The organism is Pseudomonas sp. HP_14 (assembly GCF_055283875.1).
The window spans coordinates 86,138-110,857 of the sequence record NZ_JBTOQI010000042.1; the positions used below are offsets into that span (position 1 = coordinate 86,138).

A 24,720-nucleotide genomic window follows, 5' to 3' on the forward strand; every position below is an offset into this window, starting at 1 on the left:
GTTTCAATGATTCAGTGACGGAGCAAACCATGAAAACGCTGGGCGTTATAGGCGGAATGAGTTGGGAATCCACCGCCACCTATTACAAATGGCTCAATGTAGGCGTTCGGGATGCGCTGGGCGGCCTCCATTCGGCGCCGATCCTTCTGCATTCAGTCGAATTCTCGGGCATCGCTGCTTTGCAAAAGTCCGGTGAATGGCACGTTGCAGGCGAGCAACTGGCCCAGGTCGCACAAGGTTTGCAACGAGCTGGCGCGGGCGCGCTGTTGCTGGCGACCAATACCATGCACAAAATCGCTCCAGCCATTGAGGCTGCGGTGGACATCCCGCTGTTGCACATCGGCGATGCGGTCGGCCAGACCCTACAAGCCTCCGGCGTGTCCCGCGCCGCACTGCTGGGCACGCGCTTCACCATGCAAGAGGACTTCTATCGCAACCGCCTTGCCGAGCGCTTCGGCATTGAATGCCTGCTGCCTGACGCCCAGGCCATGGCCGAGATCGACCGGGTGATCTTTGCCGAGTTATGCCTGGGGCAATTCAATCAACCCGCTCGGGATTACTACCTGAGCGTGCTTGAACAGCTGCGCGATCAGGGCGCGGAGGCGGCGATTCTGGGCTGTACGGAAATCGGCTTGCTGCTCGAAAGCGTTAAATGTCCGTTGCCGTTGATCGACAGTACCGAGCAGCATGTGGCGATGGGGTTGCGGTGGTTGCTTGAGCTGTAGGATTGGTCCCTTCAGATAAATCGCCATACATCCAGCCAAATGCATTTCTTGTAGGAGCTGCCGAAGGCTGCGAAAACATTCATCCTGACACATCGCCATCGCAGCCTTCGGCAGCTCCTACAGAACCGGTGTTTGCAGTGCTATTGCGCTGGTACAGAGGTCGCTGACAAGTGCGGTAGTTATATATTGTGTTGTGTAGGGCAGTTCTTACAGTAAATAAAGAATGTTCGGAAATTGCTCTTTTCTTGCCTTTAATATCCAGCAAATGCGGGCTTTCTCCCGTTGGCTATCCGTTCGGATGGTTGTGACTTTCTGTGTTTGATGATTACCTTTTTCTCAGGTTTTAATAATAGATAAAGGTAAATAACAAATGAAATTAATTAATGCGTTGGCGTTCGCGTCGCTTTCTATCGCCGCTGTTTCAGGTGTTGCACTTGCGGGGCCTGAGGCTACCGTGACGTTCAAGAATAACTCGGACGATGTTGCGGACTATGATCCGGTGAGTATCAGTGCGTATACCTACGCTCACGCCAATCCAAAGCCACCTGTTCATGTCGAGTCGCGGTCAACCGGACTCTTTAGGGTCAAAGGTCCTACCGCTGATGTGACCTCGGTCATTTTTCAATACAAGATCGGGAGGAAAGTTTGCAGGTTTAAAACCAGCTATTTAAAACTTCCTGGCCGTAACGGTGCGCCAAGGTGGAATAAAAGTGTCGAGGAGACGGGCGGCGCACGTTGTGAAGTAAGAATTACCGCTGTTAATCAGTCAAATCACAATTGGGCTGTGGAATTCACGATGAGGTAGAAGTCCAGATTGATAGGTTGTCTGGTCGCAGGGCTGTTATTTAGTTCTTGTGGCCAGACGGCGTGTTTGTAATACCTTATCGCTTAGAGGTTAGTTATGATTAGTACTGTTTACAGTGCCTGCAGCGCTCACGTCAACTCGACCAGACAGAGCGGCGATATAACATCAGCATCTCTCCAGAAAAAAGAACCAATAACCCGTGATGCATCATCCGCCAATGCGACATTATCGACGCTTTCTCGGCAGCTAGCAGACAGTGCGTTACGTGCTGAACATAGAGACAAGACTATGGATCGCCGGCAGTTGGGGGCCGAAGCCAGCCGTATCATGAGCCAAATAGCTGAGAGTAACTGGCGACTACTAGACAGGGCCGATTACAAGATCGAGCTTCCCGATACAACCGACCCTGAGCTGTTGAAGAGGGCCCGTCAGGCCGCTGAGTTTGTCGCTCGTTATGCTCACAACCACGTGGGTGCTAAAAATCCTTTTGACGGGCTTTCCAGAGAGCAGTTGAACCTGATTGTCTATGACGATGAGGGACCGTATACGATGGACGAAAGAAGTGCAGCCTGTAGTGCTGTGTGTGAAATTGAACGCAAATGGAATCACGCTTTATGGGGCCCGGAGCGCCTGGAGTCAGCGGCCAATAACGGCAAAACGCCCATGTTCCTGACTGAGGTGCTGGCTCACTATCGGACGCTTGAGCCCATTGAGCAGGCCCAGTACCCCGATATTTACGAGGGCCGTTTAGAGCGCGAAATCAAAGAAGCCAGCGACCCAACCTCAACAGATAAAAAAAGCGACTTTGAATTGTTATCGCTTTTTGAGTTTCTCGCCCGCTATGGATTTCCCGGGGACAAGAAAAAACCTGGAATTCTCGACGAGGCCTTCAATGGCGAGGCCTCCATGGCTGTGAACAAAAAACAGGCACCCACCGTCAGGACGAGCAGCTTATCTCCAGGTGCTTCCCCCACTCCGGCGGCCGCTGAGCGTAGCTAGCCATACCCGGTTGTTCGTTGAACGGATCGCTGAGGACTTTATGCAGGCGGCGGACTTCTTCGTAATCACCGTTTTCAGCGGCATCGATGGCTTGTTGCGCCAGGTAGTTGCGCAGGATGTATAGCGGGTTGACCGCATGCATGCGCGTCTGGCGTTGCTGATCGGTGCCGCTTTCTTCACGGCTGATGCGCGCGACATACTGTTCGGCCCAGTTGTCGAAGCCTTTGATGTCGACGAAGTCATCGCGTAGCACCCGCAGTGCTTCGGCGGCTGGTGCGTCGCCAAGGCGACGGAAGAACAGTGTGTAATCCACGCCGCTGTTCTGCATCAGTTTGAGCAATCCGCTGATCAGTTGTTCATCAGCGTCTTCGCCGCTGGTCAGGCCCAGGCGACGGCGCATCAAGTCCAGGTAGTGAGCCTGATAGAGCGGCAAAAACAGGCCGATGGTCTCACGCAAGGCTTCAACGCTAATGAACGGGGTCAGCGCCTGGGCCAGTGCGCTCAGGTTCCATTGGGCAATGGGCACTTGATTACTGAAGGCGTAGCGGCCTTCGTGATCAGAATGGTTGCAGATGAAGTTCTGGTCGAAATCGTCGAGAAAGGCAAAAGGCCCGAAGTCGAAGGTGATGCCCAGAATCGACATATTGTCGGTGTTCATCACGCCGTGGCAGAACCCATAAGCCTGCCACTTGGCGATCAATTCGGCATTGCGCTCGACGATTTCCTTGAACATTGCCAAGTAAGGCTCGTCCTGTTCCAGGCACTGTGGAAAATGCATCGCCAGCACATGTTCGCCGAGCGCCTTCAACTGCTCGGGTTGTTTGGTGTAATAAAAGTACTCGAAGCTGCCAAAGCGCACATGGCTCTGCGCGAGGCGCAAGACCATTGCGGCGCGCTCCTGCTTTTCACGCCATACCGGTGTGCTTGAGCCGATCACGCAACCTGCGCGGCTGCTCGGGATACCCAATGCGAACAGGGCCTCGGAGGCGAGAAACTCGCGGATCGATGAGCGCAGCACGGCGCGACCATCGCCCATGCGCGAGTAGGGCGTCTGTCCGGCTCCTTTGAGATGTAAATCCCAGTGCTCGCCCGCATCGTTATAGGCCTCGCCGAGCAGCAGGCCGCGACCGTCGCCCAGACGTGGGTTATAGGAGCCGAATTGATGGCCCGAATAGACCATCGCCCGCGGATCGGCGTCAGCCCAGAGTTTGTGGCCGCTGAATATTTCGGCAAATAGCGGCAGCTCGGCTTGCGCGGGATCGAGGTCGAGCAGGGCCAGAGCTGCATCGCTGGCGACTACCAGCCGGGGCTCGGCAATGGGTTCAGGCAGGACCGAAGTGGAGAACGCATCGCCCAGGCGGGCAAAGCGATTGTCGAAGGTCAGTTCGTCGAGGGCTTTCACAGGCCTTCTCCAGCAGAATGTCCGAGTATTCTGCTGGGTTGATCCGGATGCGTCCAGCGCTCCCAGGTTTGTTGGAACGAGGCTTGCCCGCGAAGAACGCTAATGCGATTTGTCTGGCCTGCCGAGGCGCCTGGTTCGCGGGCAAGCCTCGCTCCAACGGGTCGGTATTTGCTTTAATCCAGCCGCAGCTCCGGCGGCTCTGGCTGGTCTTTCGGCGCGGGTTTGACCGGCTCCGCAGATTCCAGCTTGAGTGGCCCGCTTGGTTTTGGCTCTTCGTCGGTAGGCACCAGTTTGTACTCCTGGCCATGCAGGTTCTTGAGGTAAACCTCCATCTGCCGGAACGAGATGTTGATGTGCTGCTTCTTGAACTCTTTGTTGATGAAGCGGTTGATCTCGTCGAGCACCGGGTTACGGTCGCCCAGATCACGTACGTGCATGCGCAGCTCATGATCCAGCGTGCTCTCGCCGAAGTTCAGGAAGTACACGATCGGCTCGGGGTCTTTCAGAACGCGTGGGTTATCGCGTGCCGCCTTGATCAGCAGGGTGCGAACCAGGTCCAGATCAGAGCCATAATCCACGCCGAGCTTGAGCGTGACGCGGGTAATGGTATCGGTCAGCGACCAGTTGATCAGTTGCCCGGTAATGAACGTCTTGTTCGGGACAATGATGTCCTTGCGATCAAAGTCGGTAATGGTCGTAGCGCGGATACGGATCTTGCTGACCGTGCCCGACAGGTTGCCGATGGTGATCGTGTCGCCAATCCGCACCGGTCGTTCGAACAGGATCATGATGCCTGAGATGAAGTTGGCGAAGATCTCCTGCATGCCAAAACCCAGACCCACCGACAGCGCCGCCACCAGCCATTGCAGCTTGTCCCAGCTCACGCCAAGCGCTGACAGCGTAGACACGAAGCCGATACCGGCAATGGCGTAAGAGAGCAACGTGGTGGTCGCGTAAGCACTGCCTTGGGCAAGGCTCAAACGCGACAGCACCAGCACTTCCAGCAGGCCGGGCAGGTTACCCGCCAGCACAAAGGTGATGCCGATGATCACCAGTGCGCCGATCATGTCGCCGAGGCTGATCGGCACCATGCTCATGGTTGCACCCGTACCGCTGGTGTATTCGTACAGGGTGATGTTGTCCAGATACGAGAACACAGTGATCAGGTCCGACCAGACCCAGTACAGCGCGGCGACGAAACCGGCCAGCAGCGCCAGACGAATCAGACGCAGCGACTGTTGGTTGACCTGTTCGATATCGAGCGTCGGTTCCTCCACGACGGCGTCACCATCGCCAGCTTCTTTGGCGGCCTGACGTTTAGCCAGCGCTCGCTGATAGGCCAGACGGCGTGCGGCAACACTCAGCCCGCGCACGAAAGTCGCTTCGATCACCAGCCAGAGCATCATGAGATACAAGGTGTCGATCAACCGGTCACTGAGCTTCAGCGCGGTGTAGTAGTAGCCGAAGCAGACTGCGACAAACAACGCGATAGGCAGTGCTGTGAAGGCCAGGCCCATGGTTTTGCGGAACAGCGAGGCGTTGTGATTGCTCGGGCTGATCAACAGCAACCGGCACAGCAGTAAGGCCATCAGTGCATAGCAAGTCAGCACCACGCCAATGCCCAGTACATCATCGGCCAGCGCTGCAGGTTGATGCTCCGCCACGGCGACTACCGCCACCAGTGCCAGCACTACCAGGCCAAGTCTGCGTATCCAGCGTTGCAGGAATTCGACCTGAGCTTTTTCCCAGCGGAAATGCAGCTGGGCTACGCCACCCGGCGCGAGAATCCGGTAAGCGGTATAGAACACCAGCCATGCCAGTGCGATTTGCAGCAAGGCTTCGCCCAGGTTGGCATTTTGCCCTCGCGCATCGATCTGCAAGGCATAACCACACAGCGCCAGTGCCAGCGCCACTGGCATCGCCAGCAGGATATTGATCAGAATCGCCAGCGGTGTCTGCAACTGGCTGTCACGCTTGAAATGGCCAATGTCGGCATGCAGTTTGTTGAGCTTGTTGTAGAGCGCTTTGCGCCTCCAGGTCAGCACACCGATCAACAGCAGCAGCGGCAGGAACAGGAGCGGGCGCTGAGTCAGGCCATCGCTAAGCTCGCTGACGCTTGAGGCCACCGGCAAGGTTGCGACCTGTTTCTGCAGGCGCGGCCAGATGCCCTGAAACCATTCGATGTCGAGCGGCTTGTTGCTGGGGATCCAGAACATTTGCTCATCCAGCGTTGAGCGCAGGCTGATCGCCGTACTGACCAACTGCTTCTGGTTGAGCTGCAACGTAATGGATTCATTGAGCAACGCGCTGAGTTCGCGGTTCAGACGCTCCAGCAGGTCGCTGCGGGTTACGGCTAGGTCCAGCAGGGTTTTACGCAGTTGCGGAGTAATGTCTTCCGGCGGTTGCGTGGCCAGCAGTTTTTCAACGTAGGCGACCGGGCTGCTCATCAATTCACGTTGCTGATTGACCTCGAACTGATACAGGCGGATGTCTGCGATTTCGTCCGCCAGGCCTTTGTCGAGCTGCAAGTGCGGCAATGACTGCTTCTGTTTGTAGAGAATCTTTGACAGCAACAGGCTGCCGCGCAGCACGTTGATCTGCTCGTCCAGGGCCTGATCGGTCTGGGTCAGATTATCCAGCTGTTGTTTGGTCTTGAGGTTTTGCTGGGTCAGTTCGTTAAGGCGGTCGGTGCCACGTAACAGGTAGTCGGACAGCTTCAGGTTGGCAGCGCTTTCGGTCGCCAGCAGGCTGCTGCTTCCAGCTTTTTGGGCTTCCAGAGACAGCTGCGTCACCGTCTGTTGCGACTGGGCGCGACGCTTGTCGTTGATCAGGTTTTGCAGCTCCTGGATTTCCTGCTCCTGGCGGCTGACCTTCTCCACCAGCAAGTCGTGCTGGCTGTTACCCAGATCCTGCAACTGGCTGTTGCCGGCCAGTTCCTGGCGACGCAAGACGTTCAAGGCGTTGATTGATGCCAGTTCAGCGTTTAGCTGATTGCGTTGGTCGGCGCTGACGTTTTTACCGTTGTCTTTGCCCAGCTTGAGGGTGTTGTTGATTTGCTGGATACGGTTCTGATTGTTGCTGATCTCGGCTTGAGCCCGCTCGGGACGGGTCTGGGCGGTGATCACCATACTGCTGGCGTCGCTCAGGGCTTTTTGCAGTTCGCCTTGCTGAGTGCTGCGCTCGCTGAGCATGTTTTCCAGTTGCGGAACATCAAGGCTGCCGTAACGTTGGGCGACGGGGATGATCCTGCTGCCCTTCAGTCGCGTCAGTTCTCGCTGGTTTTCCGCGATCTGCTTCGGCGCATCGGCCAATTGTTGCTTGAGTGCTGTGAGCTTTTGATCGTAGTCCCGCTTGCTGTCGATAAAGCCAAGGGTCTGTTCCAGCACTTGCTGCAGGGCTTTTTGGTCAGCGTCCGGCAGTTTGCGGTCGGCTATCTTGTCCAGACTCTGCTGTACCACCTCGCGTGTAGGCGGGTCGGCGGCGAGCACCGGGAAAGAAGACAGGCAAAGGCCGAGCACAATGGCAGCAAAAAAAGTACGCAGGGGCAACATAGACACCGGTCGAGCTGATCGAATAGAAGGGCAGTTTAGAGGAACAACCCAGGGCCCGGGTTGCTTCCTTCCGGGAATCTGACGCCGACTTTGAGGATCTTGTTCCCCTCCATCACCGCAACTGTCCAAATAGTTCCATTCCATTCGATCTGGTCACCGACAACCGGCTCGCCACGATTCTTCTGCACGATGAACTGGCTCAGCGGCATGTTGCCGTCCTGGCCATCCAGCTTCAGGCCATACAAAGCCGCTACGGCGCTGAGCTGGGCGTCGCCCTCCAGCACAAAGTCGCCAAAGAAACGCAGGTCGAGACCGCGCTGCGGAGCCTGGCTGAAAAGCTTGCCCAAGGCTGGGAGGTCATGTTCGTGGCCGATGACGCAGAGCAAATCACCCACTTCCAGGGTTGTACTACCCGACGGGTGGAGCAGTTGCTGGCCCCGGAACAAGGCTGCGATACGTGTGCCTTCAGGCATTTTCAGCTCGCGCAAGGCGGCGCCGATACACCATTTTTCAGCGCCGAGGCGGTAGACGAACAGCTCCCATTCGCTGGTGACATGAACTTCCAGTGGCGCTCGGGAAATCGGCGCAGGCTCAGGCGGAACCGTGACCTTGAGCAGCTTGGCCATCCAAGGCAGGCTGGTGCCTTGCACGAGGAGAGAGACCAGCACGATAAAGAACGCCAGATTGAAGTACAGCTGCGCATTGGGCAGGTTAGCCATCAGCGGGAACACCGCCAGAATGATCGGTACTGCGCCACGCAAGCCGACCCACGCAATGAAGGCTTTTTCACGGCCATGGAACGCCTTGAACGGCAACAACCCGACGAGTACCGAGAGAGGTCGCGCAACGAGGATCATCCACAGCGCCAGACCCAATGCCGGGATTGCGATCGGCAGCAGGTCGTGCGGCGTGACCAGCAGACCCAGCACCAGAAACATACCGATCTGGGCCAGCCATGCCATGCCGTCAAGCATGTGCAAAATACCGTGGCGGCTGCGGATCGGGCGGTTACCCATGACCAGTCCGCAGAGGTAAACCGCCAGAAAACCGCTGCCGTGGACGGCGTTGGTCAGGGCAAAGACCGCCAATCCACCGGCGATCACCAGAATCGGATACAGGCCGGCAGCCAGATTTATGCGGTTGACCAACTGCAACATGACCCAGCCGCCGCCCAGACCGATGACGCCGCCGATGCCGAATTCGCGAATCAGGTGGGTCAACAGACTCCATTCGAGGCTGGTCTGGCCGTTGGCAAGCATGCCGATCAGCGTCACCGTGAGGAACACCGCCATCGGGTCGTTACTGCCGGATTCGATTTCCAGGCTCGCGGTGACCCGTTCGTTCAGGCCTTTGCCGCCCAGCAGCGAGAACACCGCGGCAGCGTCCGTGGAGCCGACAATGGCGCCGATCAGCAAGCCCTGGATCATGTTCAAATTGAACAGCCAGGCCGCGACCATGCCTGTCAGAGCCGTAGTAATCAGGACCCCAACCGTCGCCAGAGACAGCGCTGGCCACAACGCGACGCGGAAACTGGAGACCCTTGTACGAAGGCCGCCGTCGAGCAGAATCACAGCCAGCGCGAGATTGCCCACCAGATAAGCGGTGGCGTAGTTATCAAAAATAATCCCGCCGCCGTCTACGCCCGCGACCATGCCGACCGCAAGGATGATGACCAGAATCGGGATGCCCAGGCGCGAAGAAAGCGAGCTGACCAGAATGCTTGCACCCACCAGCAACGCGCCGATCAAGAACAGGCTGTTGATGGTCGTGGCATCCAAGGGCATTACTCCAGGCAGAAAAATGATAAAAAAAGAAAGGGGCAGATGAATGACCATGCAGTCACCGTGCCAACGGATTCTAACCTGTTGAATTGGTTGGCTGTCAAAGCATTGCTGTTGATTGGCTGAACAGGATGTTCAATAGATGGCTTGAACTGTAGGAGGGCTGCCACGTGTCCCTGGTAAGGCGCTGCCGTGAAGCAACCGGTGACGTGTAGGAGCCAACTTGTTGGCGAGGCGTCGGACCTGCACAGTATGGAAATCCGCTTCGCCTACTGGATTGAAATGCATTTTCTGTAGGAGCCGAAGGCTGCGATTGCGGTGCGTCAGGATAAATGCTTCGCAGCTTTCGGCAGCTCCTACAGAAAAGCATTTAACTCCAGGCATACCGCGTCATCGGCATGCCCCCGGGAGTGAACCCGCCTCCCGCAGAGTACGCGGTGTCCCCCTAAAACCAGGCTTCGTGCATGTTCAGGCATGTCCCGTCACGCGCTTCCAGAATCGCCAGTTCGTGATGACAACCTGGCACTTCCCAGGTCAGGAAGTAACGCGCAGCCTGAAGTTTTCCTAGGTAAAAATCCTTGTCTGCCGGGTTGCCCGTCGCCAGGCCCTGTTGTGCGTGTATCGCCTGCTCCAGCCAGCGCCAGCCAATCACGGTGTGCCCGAAAACCTTGAGGTACAGCGCCGAATTGGCCAGGGTCGTGTTCACTTTCCCCAACGCCAGATCGCCCAGCAGGCCGAGGGTCACGGCTTGCAGGCGTGCGACCAGTTGTTCCAGTGGCTGGCGCAGTTCAGTTAGTGCTTCATGGGGCTGGGCGCGTTGACTGGTATCGGCAATCAGCCGCAGCAACTGCTTGAGGCCCGCGCCGCCATTTTGCGCAAGCTTGCGGCCCAGCAGATCCAGTGACTGAATACCGTTGGTGCCCTCGTGGATCGGGTTCAGGCGGTTGTCGCGGTAATACTGCTCTACCGGATATTCCCGGGTATAGCCATGACCTCCCAGTATCTGGATCGCCAGCTCGTTGGCTTTCAGGCAGAACTCCGACGGCCAGGCTTTAACGATAGGCGTGAGCAAGTCCAGTAATTGTTGAGCCCACTGGCGAGCCTCTTCGGTTTTGCCAGTCGTGGTGTCGTCAAATAGCCGAGCGGCGTATAGCCCCAGATCGAAAGCGCCTTCGACATAGGCTTTCTGGGTTAGCAGCATGCGTTTGACGTCGGCGTGCTGGATGATGGGCACTGGCACGCTTTCAGGGTTTTTGCTGTCTGGCAGCCGACCCTGTGGTCGCTCGCGAGCGTAGTCCAGCGAGTATAGATAGCCCGCGTAACCGAGCATGACAGCGCCCATACCGACGCCAATACGCGCCTCGTTCATCATCTGGAACATGCAGTTCAGGCCCTGATGAGGTTTACCCACCAGATAGCCAACACACTGACCGTTATCGCCGAAGTTAAGTGCTGTTGAAGTGGTGCCGCGCCATCCCATCTTGTGGAACAGCCCTGCCAGAATCACATCGTTGTGGGGGCCAAGGCTGCCGTCATCGTTGACGAGGAACTTGGGTACGATAAACAGCGAAATACCTTTCACACCGGCAGGTGCATCCGGCAGCTTGGCGAGCACCATATGCACGATGTTTTCCGACAATTGATGATCGCCGCCGGAGATGAAAATCTTGTTGCCCCGCAGACGATAGCTGCCGTCCTCGTGGGGTTCAGCACGGGTGCGAATATCTGAAAGGGATGAGCCAGCGTGGGGTTCGGTTAACGCCATGGTGCCGAAGAAACGGCCCTCGATCATCGGTTGCAGGAAACGATTTTTCTGCTCTTCGCTGCCAAAACTTTCGATCAGGTTTGCCGCGCCCATGGTCAGGAACGGATAAGCCGTAGAGCCTGCGTTAGCGGCCTGGAAATGTGCAAAACAGGCTTGGGATAACAGCGTCGGTAATTGCATGCCGCCGTCTTCAAAGCTGCGTGTTGCATTCAGGAAACCCGCCTCGAGAAAAGCATCAACGGCAGGTTTTACCTCGGGAATCAGAACCGCTTCGCCATTTTCATAGCGCGGCTCGTTTTCATCAGCTTTGCGGTTGTGCGGCGCGAAGTACTTCTCAGCGACGGTGCGCGCCGTGCCAATCGCGGCATCGAACGTCTCCCTATTGTGCTCGGCAAACCGTTCGCGTTGGGTCAGCGCTTCGGCATCCAGCACTTCATAAAGCTCGAACGCCAGATTGCGGGAACTGAGCAGCAATTCGGACATGACCCTGTACCTTTTTGTTGAAATAGGTTGAGTCTAGGCGCGTGTTCTTGGGCTGCACAGGATGATTGATTTGGGTGATGGTGGGGGAAAGCAGGCGTGCGGCTGCTTGGCAGGCGCGGCTCATTGGGCGTGATTACCGACGTCTCGCGAACAAGTTCGCTCCTACCGAATAGCGTCGTGTCAGGTAGGAGGCAACTTGTTGCCGAGACGACCTGTCTGGCTTGCGTTTATCGAGCTTCAACTCCCGCCAAAGAGCGATCCACTTCGGCCCGGGCATGCCATCAGGTGAACGACGGAGAAGGCCAGGTCGCGTTTCGGGCCGTTGAGGCTGTCGCCGGATTCGTAGGCGGTGGCGGCTGCGCAACGCAGCAGGTCGGAGATGTGGAGCAGGGATTGTTCGAGGTTTTTTTGCGGTGGAGCTGGCGTTACTGTTGTCATTGTAAGTGTTCCTTAATTGAGCCACTCGCAATCGCTGCTAAACAATTGAGGGTGGCGGCTTTGTCGCGGGTTAGCAGACCGGGAAACACTTACCAAAACCGGCGCACTCGAAAGTGCCCCACGCAAAGCCGCCATAGCGTTGCGTCTTGCGTGGTAAGCGTTAATCAGGCTGCTAAACCCGATCACTGATGAGCAGTGACCGACGCAGCCTAAAGAGGCAAAAACACCCACGCAACGGGGTCAGGAGTTTCTAGGAAGTTTCACGCAGAAGAAAGGGAGAAGCCTGTCGGAAACGCCCATTTTACAGGGCGTTTCGTTAGCGAAAGTAACCGGGTTGCTGTGGGATCCAAGGCATCTGATTGAAATACTATCCCTGTGGGAGCCGGGCTTGCCCGCGATAAGGGCACCGCTATCTAAACTAAACCGCTTCCAGCCTTATCGCGGGCAATCCCGGCTCCCAGAGGTCGGCATCATTCAGTGGGACCCGCTAGCCATGTGGCCTGGTTGCGGCCGTAGTGGTCAGTCAGGTCTTACGCCAGCAACCTCAGTAGCGTTGTGATCGACCCGGATGTTCCGCCAATGAGAATCTTGCCGTCAGGCTGAACCATCACGCCTTTGACGAAGCCGATCTGGTCATTGGTAAACGTGATTGATCCTGTCCCTTCGTTGCCGAACTCGATGTCCAGCAAGCCATCAGGCAGGTAGCGGGTTAGCAGGTTGCCAGTCATCACGCCGCGATTAACCACGAGGATTCTGCCGTCAGCGTGCAGTGTCATGTCTTCGCCGACTTCGCCTGGGATGCGAACGGGTTCGCCGCGATTGAATGTCGGGTCGATTCGCCCGGTGGCGGTCAAACGAATCATGTGGCTGGCCGCGCCGATCTCGGAGCCTGAGTCGTTAATCAACGCAAGGACTTTGCCATCAGGCAGGTCAATCACCCTGCGGCAAGAGCTGTAACGGGCATCCACCATCCTGACCCTGTACACACCACCCTCGGCAAAGCCTTGATCGAGTTCGCCTGTACGGGTCATGCGCAGTATATAACCGTCATTGCCTACTTCACCGGCCAGATAAAACGAGTCATCAGCACTGCGCACCATGTGCAAGGTAGATACATAACTATTACCCGTCAGGAAAGTTGCCTTGCCATCAATGCCGAAATAAGGTTCGTCTGTTTCGTAGTTACGGCAATAAATAACACCCCCGTTACGGTCGGAGCTGGCCAATAAGACGGCTTCACCCATACCCAGTAGTCGCGGAGTGGAATATTGCGGACCCTCGGCCAGATCCATGACGTACATCAGTCGCCCTTCAGGGTCATATCGGAGGAGCGGAAGTTGTTGGGACGCTGAACCGGTGATGAAGAATGATCCATTGTTCAACCTGGCGAAACCGCTGGCGCTCTGTGCGAGGACATTCGGTGGTGCGATGGTAAGGCCGTCCTGCTTGTCGCCGAAGCGGGTATCGAAGTTACCGTTGAGGTAAAGGGAGGCAACACCCGGGATAGGCGAATTTGGTGTTTCGCGTTCGTAGGCCCCATAGATCATCAAACGCAGGCCGGAGGCATCCATGGCCAGGTTCGACAAGTCATTACGAAAGTTGCCCGGTGGGCGGACATCAAGTTTGCCATTGATACCAAAGGCAGGATCAAACTCAGTTCTTTGATTGTGTAAGATTGTCATTCTTTAATCTCTGATTGCGTTAATTATATAGTTTTCGAAAGATGAATTAATCAGTCGATAGAGGCGTTTAATCACAGAGTATTAGAGAGTGCAATGAATTTTTAGTGTCGCATACGCAGGCGTATGGGTGAGGTATAAGTGCAATTATCTGCGGTGGTTTAAATCTGTTTTTATAGCGAATCAATAAGTGGCTTAGTTGTCAAGATTTTAAAGTTATGGCAATAAAAAAGAGAGCCGAAGCTCTCTTTTTTAAATCCCGGCCAACCATCAACCGATGGTCATCAAGCTCGCATTACCCCCCGCAGCGGCAGTGTTGACGCTGAGTGCGCGCTCAATCACCAGGCGCTCCAGTGCTACGTTGGTTTCGCCATGGGACAGCCCGTTGACGCCAACGATGGCGCCCGGACGCTGGGCCACTTGCTCGCAAACAGCGCGCAGTTGATCCGAGTCGCCGTGGTGCAGAACGGCATCGATCAGCACCTCGTCTTTCGTCCAGTCGGCCACCAGCTTGATGCGCGCCTGTACTTCTTTCGGCAGGCGGGCACGCAGTGGTTTGCTCAACGCGTTGTCCGGCCAGACTGCGCTGCTACCCACGGCCAGAACGGCAGCCAGTTGAATAAGCAGGTCGCTTTCCGCTTCGGCAAGGCAGAGCACGTGTTCGCGCGGCAGGATGCTGTAGCTGTTGCGCTCGCCGGTAGGGCCTGCCAGCAGGCGAGTCACGCCGCTTTGCGATTGCACGGCGAACTGGCTGCAGAGCTGATCCAGCTCGGCTTGCTGATTGCTGGTTGCCCAGGTTTTCAGAGCCTGCAATGGCTGGCTCAAGGCATCCCGCATGCGGGTGTCGGGTGCCGCCAAAGCATCGCCACGCACGAACGATTGCTCGATGGCGTCGACCGGGCGGGTCGAAAGCAGGCGATACAGATACAGCGGACCACCGGCTTTCGGCCCTGTGCCCGACAGACCTTCGCCGCCGAACGGTTGCACACCTACTACAGCACCGACGATGTTGCGGTTAACGTAAACGTTGCCCGCGTTAACGTTGTCGATGACCTTGGCGATGGTCTCGTCGATGCGGGTATGCACGCCGAGCGTCAGGCCGTAACCGGAGGCGTTGATCTGACCGATCAACTGGTCCAGTTCCTTGCGCTTGTAACGGACCACGTGCAGCACCGGGCCGAAGATTTCACGCTGCAACTCGTCGAAGCTTTCGAGTTCAATCAGCGTCGGCATCACATAAGTACCGCGCTTGATTTCGTCGCTGTCGGCGATTGCAACCTGATAGACCGTGCGGCCTTTGTCGCGCATGCCTTGAATGTGTTTATCAATGCCCGCCTTGGCTTCGGCATCGATCACCGGGCCTATGTCTACAGACAGGCGCTCCGGGTTGCCGAGACGGCATTCAGCCATGGCGCCCTTGAGCATTTCGATGACGCGGTCGGCAGAGTCTTCCTGCAAGCACAGTACACGCAGGGCCGAGCAGCGTTGACCGGCGCTGTCGAAAGCTGAGGATACGACGTCGATGACCACTTGTTCTGTGAGCGCCGACGAGTCGACGATCATTGCGTTCTGGCCACCGGTTTCCGCGATCAGCGGGATCGGGCGACCTTGAGCGTCAAGGCGACCGGCGATGTTGCGTTGCAGCAGCCGAGCAACTTCGGTGGACCCGGTGAACATCACACCTTTGACCCGATCGTCACCGACCAAGCGGGCGCCCACGGTTTCACCGCGGCCGGGTAGCAATTGCAGTACGCCTTCGGGAATACCGGCTTCGAGCAGGATACGAACGGCTTGTGCGGCAACCAGTGGTGTTTGTTCCGCAGGTTTGGCCAGTACCGGGTTACCGGCTGCCAATGCAGCGGCGACCTGGCCGCTGAAGATCGCCAGCGGGAAGTTCCAAGGGCTGATACACACCACCGGGCCCAGCGGGCGGTGCGCGTCGTTACTGAAATCGTTGCGCGCCTGCACCGCGTAGTAGCGCAGGAAGTCCACTGCTTCGCGGACTTCAGCGATAGCGTTGGCGAAGGTCTTGCCAGCTTCGCGAGCCAGCAGGCCCATCAATGGCTGGATTTCGGCCTCCATCAGGTCGGCGGCACGTTCCAGAATCGCAGCGCGTTCAGCTGGCGGGGTGGCTTGCCAGATAGGGCCGGAACTCAGGGCGCAGAGCAGGGCGTTGTCGACATCTTCCAGGCTGGCTTCCTGCACTTGTCCGACCACGTCACGCAGGTCAGACGGGTTAAGCAGCGGGGTGAAAGCGCCTTCACTGGCCGGGCAGCCGAGCATTGGCGCGGCCTTCCAGTCGTTGTGCGCGGTGGCCAACAAAGCTGAAGACAGCGAGCCGAGACGATGTTCGTTGGCCAGGTCGATACCGCTGGAGTTGGCGCGCTCGGCACCATACAGATCACGCGGCAAGGGGATGCGCGGGTGCGGCAGGCCGAAGCCGCCTTCCTGAGTCGCCATGCGCTCGATGCTGGCCACTGGGTCAGCCACCAGCTCCTGAATGGAGATGGACTGATCAGCAATACGGTTGACGAAGGAGGTGTTCGCACCGTTTTCCAGCAGGCGGCGCACCAGATAAGCCAGCAATGTTTCGTGGGTGCCCACCGGGGCGTACACGCGGCACGGTCGGTTCAGCTTGCCATCGGCAACCTTGCCCACGACTTGCTCATAAAGCGGTTCGCCCATGCCATGCAGGCACTGGAATTCGTATTGGCCGGGGTAATAGTTCTGACCGGCGATGTGGTAAATGGCCGACAGCGTATGCGCGTTGTGTGTGGCGAATTGCGGATAGATGACTTCCGGCACCGACAGCAGTTTGCGTGCACAGGCAATGTAGGAAACGTCGGTGTACACCTTGCGGGTGTAGACCGGATAGCCTTCCAGGCCTTCGACCTGAGCGCGCTTGATTTCGCTGTCCCAGTAAGCGCCTTTCACCAGGCGAATCATCAGGCGGTGGCGGCTGCGTCGAGCCAGATCGATCACATAGTCGATCACATACGGGCAACGCTTCTGGTAAGCCTGGATCACAAAGCCAATACCGTTCCAGCCGGTCAGTTGCGGCTCGAAGCACAGGCGTTCAAGCAGGTCCAGCGACAGCTCAAGACGGTCGGCTTCTTCGGCGTCGATGTTCAGGCCGATGTCGTATTGCTTGGCCAGCAGGGTCAGCGAGAGCAGGCGCGGATACAGCTCTTCCATCACACGCTCGTACTGGGCGCGGCTGTAGCGGGGGTGCAATGCCGAGAGCTTGATGGAGATGCCCGGGCCTTCATAGATTCCACGGCCGTGTGACGCTTTGCCGATGGAGTGGATCGCCTGCTCGTAAGAAGCCAGGTATTTTTGTGCGTCATGTTCGGTGAGTGCAGCTTCGCCGAGCATGTCGTAGGAGTAGCGGAAGCCTTTGGCTTCGAAGCGGCTGGCGTTGGCCAATGCTTCGCCGATGGTTTCACCGGTGACGAATTGTTCGCCCATCAGGCGCATGGCCATGTCCACGCCTTTGCGGATCATGGGCTCGCCGCTTTTGCCGATGATCCGGCTCAGGGACGATGTCAGCCCGGCTTCGTTGTGGGTCGAGACCAGTTTGCCGGTCAGCAGCAGACCCCAGGTTGCAGCATTCACGAACAGCGACGGGCTGTTGCCCAAGTGCGGCTGCCAGTTGCCGGTGCTGATCTTGTCGCGGATCAATGCGTCGCGGGTGCCTTTGTCCGGAATACGCAGCAGCGCTTCGGCTAGGCACATCAGGGCTACACCTTCCTGGGACGACAGGGAGAATTCCTGCAGCAGCCCCTGAACGATGCCTGCACGGCCGCCAGCGCTCTTTTGGTTACGCAGCTTTTCGGCAATGGTCGCGGCCAGTTTGTTGGTCGCTTCAGCCATCGGCACAGGCAGGCGCGCCTGCTCAATGAGCATCGGCACTACTTCCGGTTCCGGTCGGCGATAGGCCGCAGTAATTGCAGCGCGCAGTACTGATTGCGGGAGGATGCTTTCCGCGAACTCGAGGAAGCACTGGTGCGTCGTGTCCACTGGCAATTCGCCGTGGTCATCGCCGTCTTTGCCAGCCGTGCCATTGAGTTCGGAAAGGGTTGCACCACCTTCGAGCTTTTCCAGGTAATTGAAAATCGCCTGTTTGATGAGCCAGTGCGGAGTCCGGTCGATGGACTGAGCGGCTACTTTCAATCGCTCGCGGGTCGGGTCGTCAAGTTTGACACCCAGGGTGGTGGTCGCCATGTGCTGTCCTCATCATGCCACTGCAATGTGGCCTTGGTTGTCGGACAAGATTAGCCATGAGCAGGTCGAGGTGCAACCGGGTGCAACCCTTTTTTACTGAATATTTTCGCGGCCTGCCAGCCGGTCCTGGTTCGATGTTCTGTGGTGCACAACTGCAGTGCCGATGTTCGGACGAAAGGAAGCTCACGCTCTGGAACGGGGCAAACTTCGCAAAAAACTAGCAACGATGACATTGAGGTGCAACTTTTTGGCCGTAAATGGGTTGCACCGCTGATGAGTTGTTGAATAGGATGCGTCGCGATGTCGCATGTGCGACCAAGAATTGTTCTCGCGGGACCGGCTTCGGCTGGGAGTGGGGCCAGAAAATCTGCCGCTTTCTTTCTGCGCCTTGGCTATTAATCTCCCGGTCAAAGTCGGCCTCGCTAAATAAAAACAATGCCAAGGCGAAATACCAATGAGTGTCAGCAATCCCACCCTGATCACCTTCGTGATCTATATCGCAGTAATGGTGCTGATCGGCCTGATGGCTTATCGCTCAACCAACAACCTGTCGGATTATATTCTGGGCGGTCGCAGTTTGGGCAGCGTCGTTACGGCGTTGTCGGCCGGTGCTTCGGACATGAGCGGCTGGCTATTAATGGGCTTGCCCGGTGCCATTTATATGTCGGGCCTGTCTGAAAGCTGGATCGCGATCGGTCTGATTATTGGTGCATATCTGAACTGGCTGTTTGTCGCCGGTCGTTTGCGTGTACAGACCGAGCACAACGGTGATGCCCTGACACTGCCGGACTATTTCACCAGTCGTTTCGAAGATAAAAGCGGCTTGCTGCGGGTGATATCCGCCGTGGTCATTCTGGTGTTCTTCACTATTTATTGCGCCTCGGGCATTGTTGCCGGTGCACGCCTGTTTGAAAGCACCTTCGGTATGTCTTACGAAACCGCACTGTGGGCTGGTGCTGCAGCAACCATCGCTTATACGTTTGTAGGTGGGTTTCTCGCAGTGAGCTGGACCGATACGGTGCAGGCAACACTGATGATTTTTGCTTTGATCCTGACGCCGATCATCGTGCTGCTGGCGACCGGTGGCGTTGACGCGACATTCCTTGCCATCGAGGCCAAGGATCCAGCCAACTTCGACATGTTCCGCAACACCAGCATCATCGGCATCATTTCCCTGATGGGCTGGGGCTTGGGTTACTTCGGTCAGCCACACATTCTGGCGCGCTTTATGGCGGCAGATTCGGTGAAGTCGATTGCCAGCGCACGGCGCATTTCCATGACCTGGATGATCCTTTGTCTGGGGGGCACCGTGGCGGCGGGCTTCTTCGGGATTGCCTATTTCTCGGCGAATCCCGATGTCGCCGGGCCAGTTACCGAAAACCCTGAGCGGGTATTCATTGAGCTGGCCAAGCTGCTGTTCAACCCTTGGGTGACTGGCGTATTGCTCTCGGCGATTCTGGCTGCGGTGATGAGCACATTGAGCTGCCAACTGCTGGTGTGCTCCAGTGCGTTGACCGAAGATTTCTATAAAGCCTTTCTGCGTAAAAGCGCTTCGCAAAAAGAGCTGGTCTGGGTCGGGCGTGCGATGGTGCTGCTGATCGCGATCATCTCCATCTTGCTGGCTGCCGATCCGAACAACCGTGTACTTGGGCTGGTGAGCTATGCCTGGGCTGGCTTCGGCGCTGCATTTGGTCCTGTGGTGTTGATTTCAGTGCTCTGGAAAGGCATGACTCGCAACGGAGCGCTGGCGGGTGTGCTGGTCGGCGCTATTACTGTGATCGTCTGGAAGCAACTTGGAATCTGGGGGCTGTACGAAATCATCCCGGGCTTCCTGTTCGCCAGCATCGCCATCGTTGTGTTCAGTCTGATTGGCAAAGGGCCTTCGGCTGGCATGCAATCGCGTTTTGAATTGGCCGAGAAAGAGTTCAAGGCGGCGAGCTAGGCCAGATGTAGGGGCTGTAGGAGTGAGCTTGCTCGCGATAGCGGCTGGCCAGACAGTAATTTCTTAACAGGTCTACCGTTATCGCGAGCAAGGTGGATCGCCACCCCGGTCGCTCCTGCAGGGTCCGTGTTTGCTGCGCGAGCGCGCGGCGTCTGGACGACAGGAGCACCCCTGCAGAGAGGCGGGGTTTCAGGGATGCAGCACTAAATCTTGTTGTGATCGATGTCCAGCTTATAGAAGGTGGCTTTACCGCCTTCGCTGCTGTAACCCTTGTTGTCTTGCACGTAAACCCCCGCTTTGAAGTACAGCGGCTTGTCTCGCCAGGTGGCGCTGATCGGGCTGCTCCAGTTCTTCCCTCTGGCGCTGACACTCAGGTCGCCACCAGGGCTGAGGTGGATCTTGTAATTGAACCTCTCGTTCAGCGGCACACCTTCTGCTATCGGAATGACGCGGCTTTTATCATCGTCATAACGGTTGCGGACTTTGGCAACGATGTTTCCTGATTTAGTGTCTTCTTTGTACTGATACTCAACTTTGAGCATCGGCTCGGTACTTTCGTAGGCATGTATCTGGCCAATCACGATCTTGCCGGAAGAGGGCACTTGATTCACTTCCAGGGTCGCGTCGAGAAAGTTGTCGGCCTGTGGGTACATCCAGTTATGTAACGTACCGTCGGCCCAGGTCTCTCGAAGTTCGCTGCGCGGGTATTTGGCGTTGGCGGTTTTCGAACCGGTGACGGGTGACCAGAAAAAGATGTAACCCGACTCAGACCGGAAGTACTTGCCGTCATAGCCTTTCTTCAGTTGGGACGTCTCGATGGTTTTGGGGGGCGAACCCACAGGAATGCTCAGATTCCACGAAGCCATGTCTACCATGTGATGTTTTCCAATATGTCGCATTGCCAGTAAGAGGCGTCTATGTCAAGCCTTTGCGGGTTGTTGTTATACGTTCTCAATAACGTTCTGTTAACGATTAATTGTCGAACGGGTGACGTCAAAGTGCTGTCACATTGGCTGTAGGGCATGTACTGATTGGCCTGTAGGAAATGACCGTTAGTCGGGTGGATATGAACTTTAGCGAAGGCTGTCACAAAGCCACCTTCAGTTTCCGTCATATCCGACTAGAGTTATCTTGATTGGAAATCGACGCGACGGTCCCTGAATGTCGTGCTACATAAGAGAAACTGCATGGAATGCGCGCAAACCAAGCCGGGTGATGGCTGTTCTGTTTTGTTGGTTGTTGATGACTACCCAGAGAATCTGGTGACCATGCGCGCTGTTCTGCAGAGGCAGGACTGGTGCATCGTGACTGCAAGCTCCGGAATCGAAGCGTTGACTGTGCTCCTGGAGCGCGAGGTCGACCTGGTGCTGCTTGATGTGCAGATGCCGGGCATGGACGGTTTTGAGGTCGCACGCCTGATGCGCGGCAGCCAGCGAACGCGGCTGACCCCCATCATTTTCCTGACTGCCAACGAGCAGTCTCAGGACGCCGTACATCGTGGTTACGCCAGCGGCGCCATCGACTACCTGTTCAAACCCTTCGATCCCAACGTACTCAGGCCAAAAGTCCAGGCTCTTCTTGAGCAGCAGAAGAACCAGCGCGCCCTGCAACGGATCTCTCGAGAGCTGGAAACGGCCCGGGCCTTCAACGCATCAGTGCTGGACAACATCGACGAGGGAATTCTGGTCGTCAGCGAGGCCGGGCTCATCAATTTCGCTAACCCGGCTATCTGTCGGTTGCTCGGTGCCAGTACCGAGCAATTGAGAGGTACCAGCGTGATTGATTACCTGGTCGAGCCGCAGGTCTCTGATTGGGCGCAGTCAGGGTTCTATCGTCACTATCGCAACGCTGAAATCTACCGTCTGCACGATGCCGTTCTGCGTACCCATGAAGGCCGCAAACTGCCAGTGGCATTGTCGTGCGCGCCTTTGCCCGTAGAGCAGAAGGCCATGGTATTCAGCATTCTGGACATGTCGGTGGTCCGCGATCTTTATCAGCAACTCGAGCAGCAGGCCGTTACCGATGCATTGACTGGCTTGCTCAACAGACGGGGGTTTTACCAGGCGGTAGAAGGCTTGTTGTTACGCAACGAGCAAGCTGGGGGATTCCTGGTGTTGCTGTACCTTGATCTAGACGGCTTCAAGCGCGTCAACGATTCTCTGGGGCATGACGCTGGCGATCAAGTGCTGCTTTGGGTTTCCCAGCAGCTCAAGGATTGCATGCGGCCTTATGACGTGCTGGCGCGCATGGGGGGCGATGAGTTCACCGTGGTCATCGATGGTCTGGACTTCCCCGAGCAGGCTGCCAAGGTGGCGGAAAAGCTGATTGAGCGGGTATCAGTGCGCAGGCAGGTCGACGGCCTGGATGTCACGCTGGGTGCCAGTATCGGCATTGCCACCTATCCCGACTGCGGTTCCAACCTCGACGGCTTGCTGCGTGCGGCGGATATTGCCATGTACGAGGCCAAGCGGGCCGGTCGCCAGCAGTATCGGTTTTACGACCAGGAAATGAACGGCCGGGCGCGTTCGAGGTTGATGCTCGAAGACAGTGTGCGCAGCGCCATCGATGGTCATGATTTCTCCATGGTCTATCAGCCGCAGGTATCCATCGCTGATGGCAAGTTGCGCGGTTTCGAGGCCTTATTGCGTTGGCAGCACCCGAGCGCCGGAGATGTGCCGCCGGGCGTGTTTATTCCGCTGCTGGAAGAAACCCGATTGATTAATAAGCTGGGCGGCTGGATCTTCGAGCAAGGCGCCGAACATCGTAGCCGCTGCAATGATGTTTTTGATGCTGGACTGGTGCTGAGCATCAGCATCAGTCCAACCCAGTTCTGCATGCCTAATCTTGCCTCTGAGTTGCGCCGCGCCATGCAGCGCTACGATCTGAAACCAGGCCAGTTGGAGGTTGAGCTCACCGAAGCATCGCTGGTGCACAATCTGGCCCACAGCCGTAACCAGATCCGCCATTTGCATGACATCGGCGTGAGTGTGGCGCTTGACGATTTTGGTGTCGGCGAATGTTCGCTGACGCATCTGCGCAACCTGGATATCGATACGCTCAAGATCGATCGGCACTTCATCGCGGGCATGCTCACAACACCTCGCGACACCGCTGTAGCGCGCAGCATTATTGACCTGTGTCGCAACCTCAACGTGCTGGTGATCGCTGAAGGGGTCGAGACCCTCGAGCAATACCAGTGGCTGGCTGACAACGGTTGTCAGCTGATTCAAGGTTACCTGGTCGGACGGCCCATGCTGGCCGACGACGCGCTGCGCTTTCCGAAGTTATTCGACTGGGAGAGCCTGAAACAGCATTGATTTATGTACACTGGCGCCTTTCGAATCAGCGTTACGGCTCATGACTGCATCGGCGATGGCTCCTCTCAAATACCTTCAGGCCTATCCTCCCGCGCTTCAGGATCAGGTTCGGCAGTTGATCGCCCGCAACAAGCTGGGTGAATATTTACAGCAACGTTACCCCGGTCGTCACGAGGTCCAGAGCGATAAAGCGCTGTATGCCTATGCCTTGGGGCTCAAGCAGGAATACCTGCGAAATGCGCCGAACATCGACAAAGTGCTGTTTGATAATCGGCTCGATCTGACTCATCGCGCACTAGGGCTGCACACCACGATTTCCCGTGTGCAGGGCGGCAAGCTCAAGGCCAAGAAAGAAATTCGCGTCGCCTCGTTGTTCAAGGAAGCACCCCCGGAGTTCCTGAAAATGATCGTTGTGCACGAACTGGCGCACTTCAAGGAGTCCGATCACAACAAGGCGTTTTACCAGCTGTGCGAGCACATGCAGCCGGGGTATCACCAGTTGGAGTTTGATCTGCGGATTTACCTGACCTGGCGGGATAGGCAGTAGCACCTTGTTGGAGCGAGGCTTGCCCGCGAAGATATCACCTCGATAAACCAGGCACACCGCGTTATCGTTCTTCGCGGGCAAGCCTCGCTCCAGCAGGACGTACTTCGAATATTAGAAAGGCTACCCATGGACGTCAGCAAAACCAAATCCAGCTTCTACCGCCGCTTATACGTGGCGTATCTGATCGACAGCGAACTGGCCAGCAACGTCCCGGCATTGGTCGAGGTTACCGGCATGCCCCGCCGTACGGCGCAGGACACGATCGCCGCGCTGGCGGATCTCGATATCGAATGTGAGTTCGAGCAGCTTGATGGCGCCCGTAATCATGCCGGGCAATACCGCATTCGTAGCTGGGGCGCGATAGATAAAAGCTGGATTGCGGACAACCAGGGGCAGATCAAAACAGTGCTGGGTTACCCCTGAGTCCGCCGTACCTGATCGCTACTCCAGGTCGCGGCGCATGCCGATGTGGGGGATTTCGTCTTCCAGATACACCTCGCCTACCGGCTCGAAGCCGTACCGGGCGTAATACCGTTGCAGATGCGCCTGGGCTGATAGATAGATCGGCTGATCGGGCCAGGTTTTCTCCGCGTTCTCCAGCGCCTGCTCCATAAGCTCGTGGCCAATGCCGCGGCTGCGGATCGAGGGCGCAGTCACTACGCGGCCGATAGTCACGTCGCCGCCTTGCTGGATCGGATCAAGCAAGCGCAGATAAGCGACCAGTTTGTCCTCCTGCCAGGCCATCAGGTGGCATGTATCACCGATCAGATCCTGGCCGTCGATATCCAGGTAAACGCACTTCTGCTCAACCACGAACACCTCGGCGCGCAATTGCAGGATGGCGTAAAGCTGCTCCTTGCTCAGGTCGGTGTGGTGTTTGCAGATCCAGTTGATTGGCATTTCGCTGACTCGGTGAAGAAACGTTGAGCGAATACTACCTCATCCGGTCATATACCCCATAAGCGCCTGCAAAGAAGGCCCTATGAATGTTTCGTGAAGCTGGCCGATAACCCTTTGAGGTTTTTGCGAAGCGCCGCACGTAATGTCATCTATGTGTGAGTT

At 56.9% G+C, this 24,720-nt stretch carries 15 protein-coding genes and 1 pseudogene; 7 read left to right on the forward strand and 9 right to left on the reverse strand.

Annotated features, from left to right (window positions below; genetic code table 11):
- Positions 1–29 precede the first annotated feature (29 nt).
- From ACYASS_RS21010 to ACYASS_RS21020, 3 genes are all read left to right on the forward strand, one after another.
- A complete protein-coding gene (locus ACYASS_RS21010) occupies positions 30–725 on the forward strand; it encodes an aspartate/glutamate racemase family protein (RefSeq protein WP_463587537.1) in 696 nt (231 codons plus the stop codon).
- 370 nt (positions 726–1,095) lie between these two features.
- The gene (locus ACYASS_RS21015; RefSeq protein WP_463587538.1) at positions 1,096–1,530 is read left to right on the forward strand and encodes a hypothetical protein; all 435 of its coding nucleotides are present in this window, start codon (positions 1,096–1,098) and stop codon (positions 1,528–1,530) included.
- 96 nt (positions 1,531–1,626) lie between these two features.
- On the forward strand, positions 1,627–2,529 hold the full coding sequence (locus ACYASS_RS21020; protein ID WP_463587539.1) for a hypothetical protein: 903 nt from the start codon (positions 1,627–1,629) through the stop codon (positions 2,527–2,529).
- Here the strand turns inward: ACYASS_RS21020 and selO are convergent.
- The 7 genes and pseudogenes from selO to putA all read right to left on the reverse strand — a co-directional run bounded on the left by selO (position 2,468) and on the right by putA (position 17,852).
- On the reverse strand, positions 2,468–3,931 hold the full coding sequence (gene selO, locus ACYASS_RS21025) for a protein adenylyltransferase SelO (RefSeq protein ID WP_463587540.1): 1,464 nt from the start codon (positions 3,929–3,931) through the stop codon (positions 2,468–2,470). The genes ACYASS_RS21020 and selO overlap by 62 nt on opposite strands.
- A 173-nt stretch (positions 3,932–4,104) precedes the next feature.
- Positions 4,105–7,482, reverse strand: a complete 3,378-nt coding sequence (gene mscK, locus ACYASS_RS21030; RefSeq protein ID WP_463587541.1) for a mechanosensitive channel MscK — start codon at positions 7,480–7,482, stop codon at positions 4,105–4,107.
- 35 nt (positions 7,483–7,517) lie between these two features.
- Positions 7,518–9,260: a potassium/proton antiporter gene (locus tag ACYASS_RS21035; RefSeq protein WP_122664225.1), complete on the reverse strand. Its 1,743-nt coding sequence runs from the start codon at positions 9,258–9,260 to the stop codon at positions 7,518–7,520.
- A gap of 448 nt (positions 9,261–9,708) precedes the next feature.
- Positions 9,709–11,511 carry an acyl-CoA dehydrogenase gene (locus tag ACYASS_RS21040; protein WP_463587542.1) on the reverse strand — a complete coding sequence of 601 codons (1,803 nt, stop codon included), beginning with the start codon at positions 11,509–11,511 and terminating at the stop codon, positions 9,709–9,711.
- 227 nt (positions 11,512–11,738) lie between these two features.
- Positions 11,739–11,949 (reverse strand): annotated as a pseudogene (locus ACYASS_RS21045) (DUF6124 family protein).
- A 530-nt stretch (positions 11,950–12,479) separates the two neighbouring features.
- A complete protein-coding gene (locus ACYASS_RS21050; protein WP_463587543.1) occupies positions 12,480–13,631 on the reverse strand; it encodes an NHL repeat-containing protein in 1,152 nt (383 codons plus the stop codon).
- A gap of 267 nt (positions 13,632–13,898) precedes the next feature.
- On the reverse strand, positions 13,899–17,852 hold the full coding sequence (gene putA / locus ACYASS_RS21055) for a trifunctional transcriptional regulator/proline dehydrogenase/L-glutamate gamma-semialdehyde dehydrogenase (protein ID WP_243244290.1): 3,954 nt from the start codon (positions 17,850–17,852) through the stop codon (positions 13,899–13,901).
- 454 nt (positions 17,853–18,306) lie between these two features.
- Here putA and putP point away from each other — a divergent pair, with 454 nt between their 5' ends.
- Entirely contained in the window at positions 18,307–19,794 is a 1,488-nt protein-coding gene (gene putP, locus ACYASS_RS21060) for a sodium/proline symporter PutP (RefSeq protein WP_463587544.1), read from the forward strand.
- A 203-nt stretch (positions 19,795–19,997) separates the two neighbouring features.
- On the opposite strand, the gene ACYASS_RS21065 is transcribed toward putP, so the two are convergent.
- Entirely contained in the window at positions 19,998–20,669 is a 672-nt protein-coding gene (locus ACYASS_RS21065) for a polysaccharide lyase family 7 protein (protein ID WP_463587545.1), read from the reverse strand.
- Positions 20,670–20,981: 312 nt separating this feature from the next.
- On the opposite strand from ACYASS_RS21065, the gene ACYASS_RS21070 reads away from it, so the two are divergent.
- From ACYASS_RS21070 to ACYASS_RS21080, 3 genes are all read left to right on the forward strand, one after another.
- Positions 20,982–23,111, forward strand: a complete 2,130-nt coding sequence (locus ACYASS_RS21070; RefSeq protein ID WP_463587546.1) for a putative bifunctional diguanylate cyclase/phosphodiesterase — start codon at positions 20,982–20,984, stop codon at positions 23,109–23,111.
- Between the two features lie 55 nt (positions 23,112–23,166).
- Positions 23,167–23,658, forward strand: coding sequence for a M48 metallopeptidase family protein (locus tag ACYASS_RS21075; protein ID WP_463587547.1), 492 nt, complete (start codon positions 23,167–23,169; stop codon positions 23,656–23,658).
- A 126-nt stretch (positions 23,659–23,784) separates the two neighbouring features.
- Entirely contained in the window at positions 23,785–24,081 is a 297-nt protein-coding gene (locus tag ACYASS_RS21080) for a winged helix-turn-helix domain-containing protein (RefSeq protein WP_463587548.1), read from the forward strand.
- Between the two features lie 18 nt (positions 24,082–24,099).
- Here ACYASS_RS21080 and ACYASS_RS21085 read toward each other — a convergent pair whose 3' ends face one another.
- Entirely contained in the window at positions 24,100–24,558 is a 459-nt protein-coding gene (locus tag ACYASS_RS21085; RefSeq protein ID WP_122664205.1) for a GNAT family N-acetyltransferase, read from the reverse strand.
- Positions 24,559–24,720 lie beyond the last annotated feature (162 nt).

Excerpts from the sequence above, each read along its gene's own strand:
- ACYASS_RS21065 (WP_463587545.1), bottom strand. The coding sequence starts at position 20,669 with ATGGTAGACATGGCTTCGTGGAATCTGAGCATTCCTGTGGGTTCGCCC.
- ACYASS_RS21085 (WP_122664205.1), bottom strand. The coding sequence starts at position 24,558 with ATGCCAATCAACTGGATCTGCAAACACCACACCGACCTGAGCAAGGAG.
- ACYASS_RS21020 (WP_463587539.1), top strand. The coding sequence starts at position 1,627 with ATGATTAGTACTGTTTACAGTGCCTGCAGCGCTCACGTCAACTCGACC.
- ACYASS_RS21075 (WP_463587547.1), top strand. The coding sequence starts at position 23,167 with ATGGCTCCTCTCAAATACCTTCAGGCCTATCCTCCCGCGCTTCAGGAT.
- mscK (WP_463587541.1), bottom strand. The coding sequence starts at position 7,482 with ATGTTGCCCCTGCGTACTTTTTTTGCTGCCATTGTGCTCGGCCTTTGC.
- ACYASS_RS21040 (WP_463587542.1), bottom strand. The coding sequence starts at position 11,511 with ATGTCCGAATTGCTGCTCAGTTCCCGCAATCTGGCGTTCGAGCTTTAT.
- ACYASS_RS21070 (WP_463587546.1), top strand. The coding sequence starts at position 20,982 with ATGGAATGCGCGCAAACCAAGCCGGGTGATGGCTGTTCTGTTTTGTTG.
- ACYASS_RS21010 (WP_463587537.1), top strand. The coding sequence starts at position 30 with ATGAAAACGCTGGGCGTTATAGGCGGAATGAGTTGGGAATCCACCGCC.
- ACYASS_RS21080 (WP_463587548.1), top strand. The coding sequence starts at position 23,785 with ATGGACGTCAGCAAAACCAAATCCAGCTTCTACCGCCGCTTATACGTG.
- putP (WP_463587544.1), top strand. The coding sequence starts at position 18,307 with ATGAGTGTCAGCAATCCCACCCTGATCACCTTCGTGATCTATATCGCA.
- ACYASS_RS21050 (WP_463587543.1), bottom strand. The coding sequence starts at position 13,631 with ATGACAATCTTACACAATCAAAGAACTGAGTTTGATCCTGCCTTTGGT.
- ACYASS_RS21015 (WP_463587538.1), top strand. The coding sequence starts at position 1,096 with ATGAAATTAATTAATGCGTTGGCGTTCGCGTCGCTTTCTATCGCCGCT.
- putA (WP_243244290.1), bottom strand. The coding sequence starts at position 17,852 with ATGGCGACCACCACCCTGGGTGTCAAACTTGACGACCCGACCCGCGAG.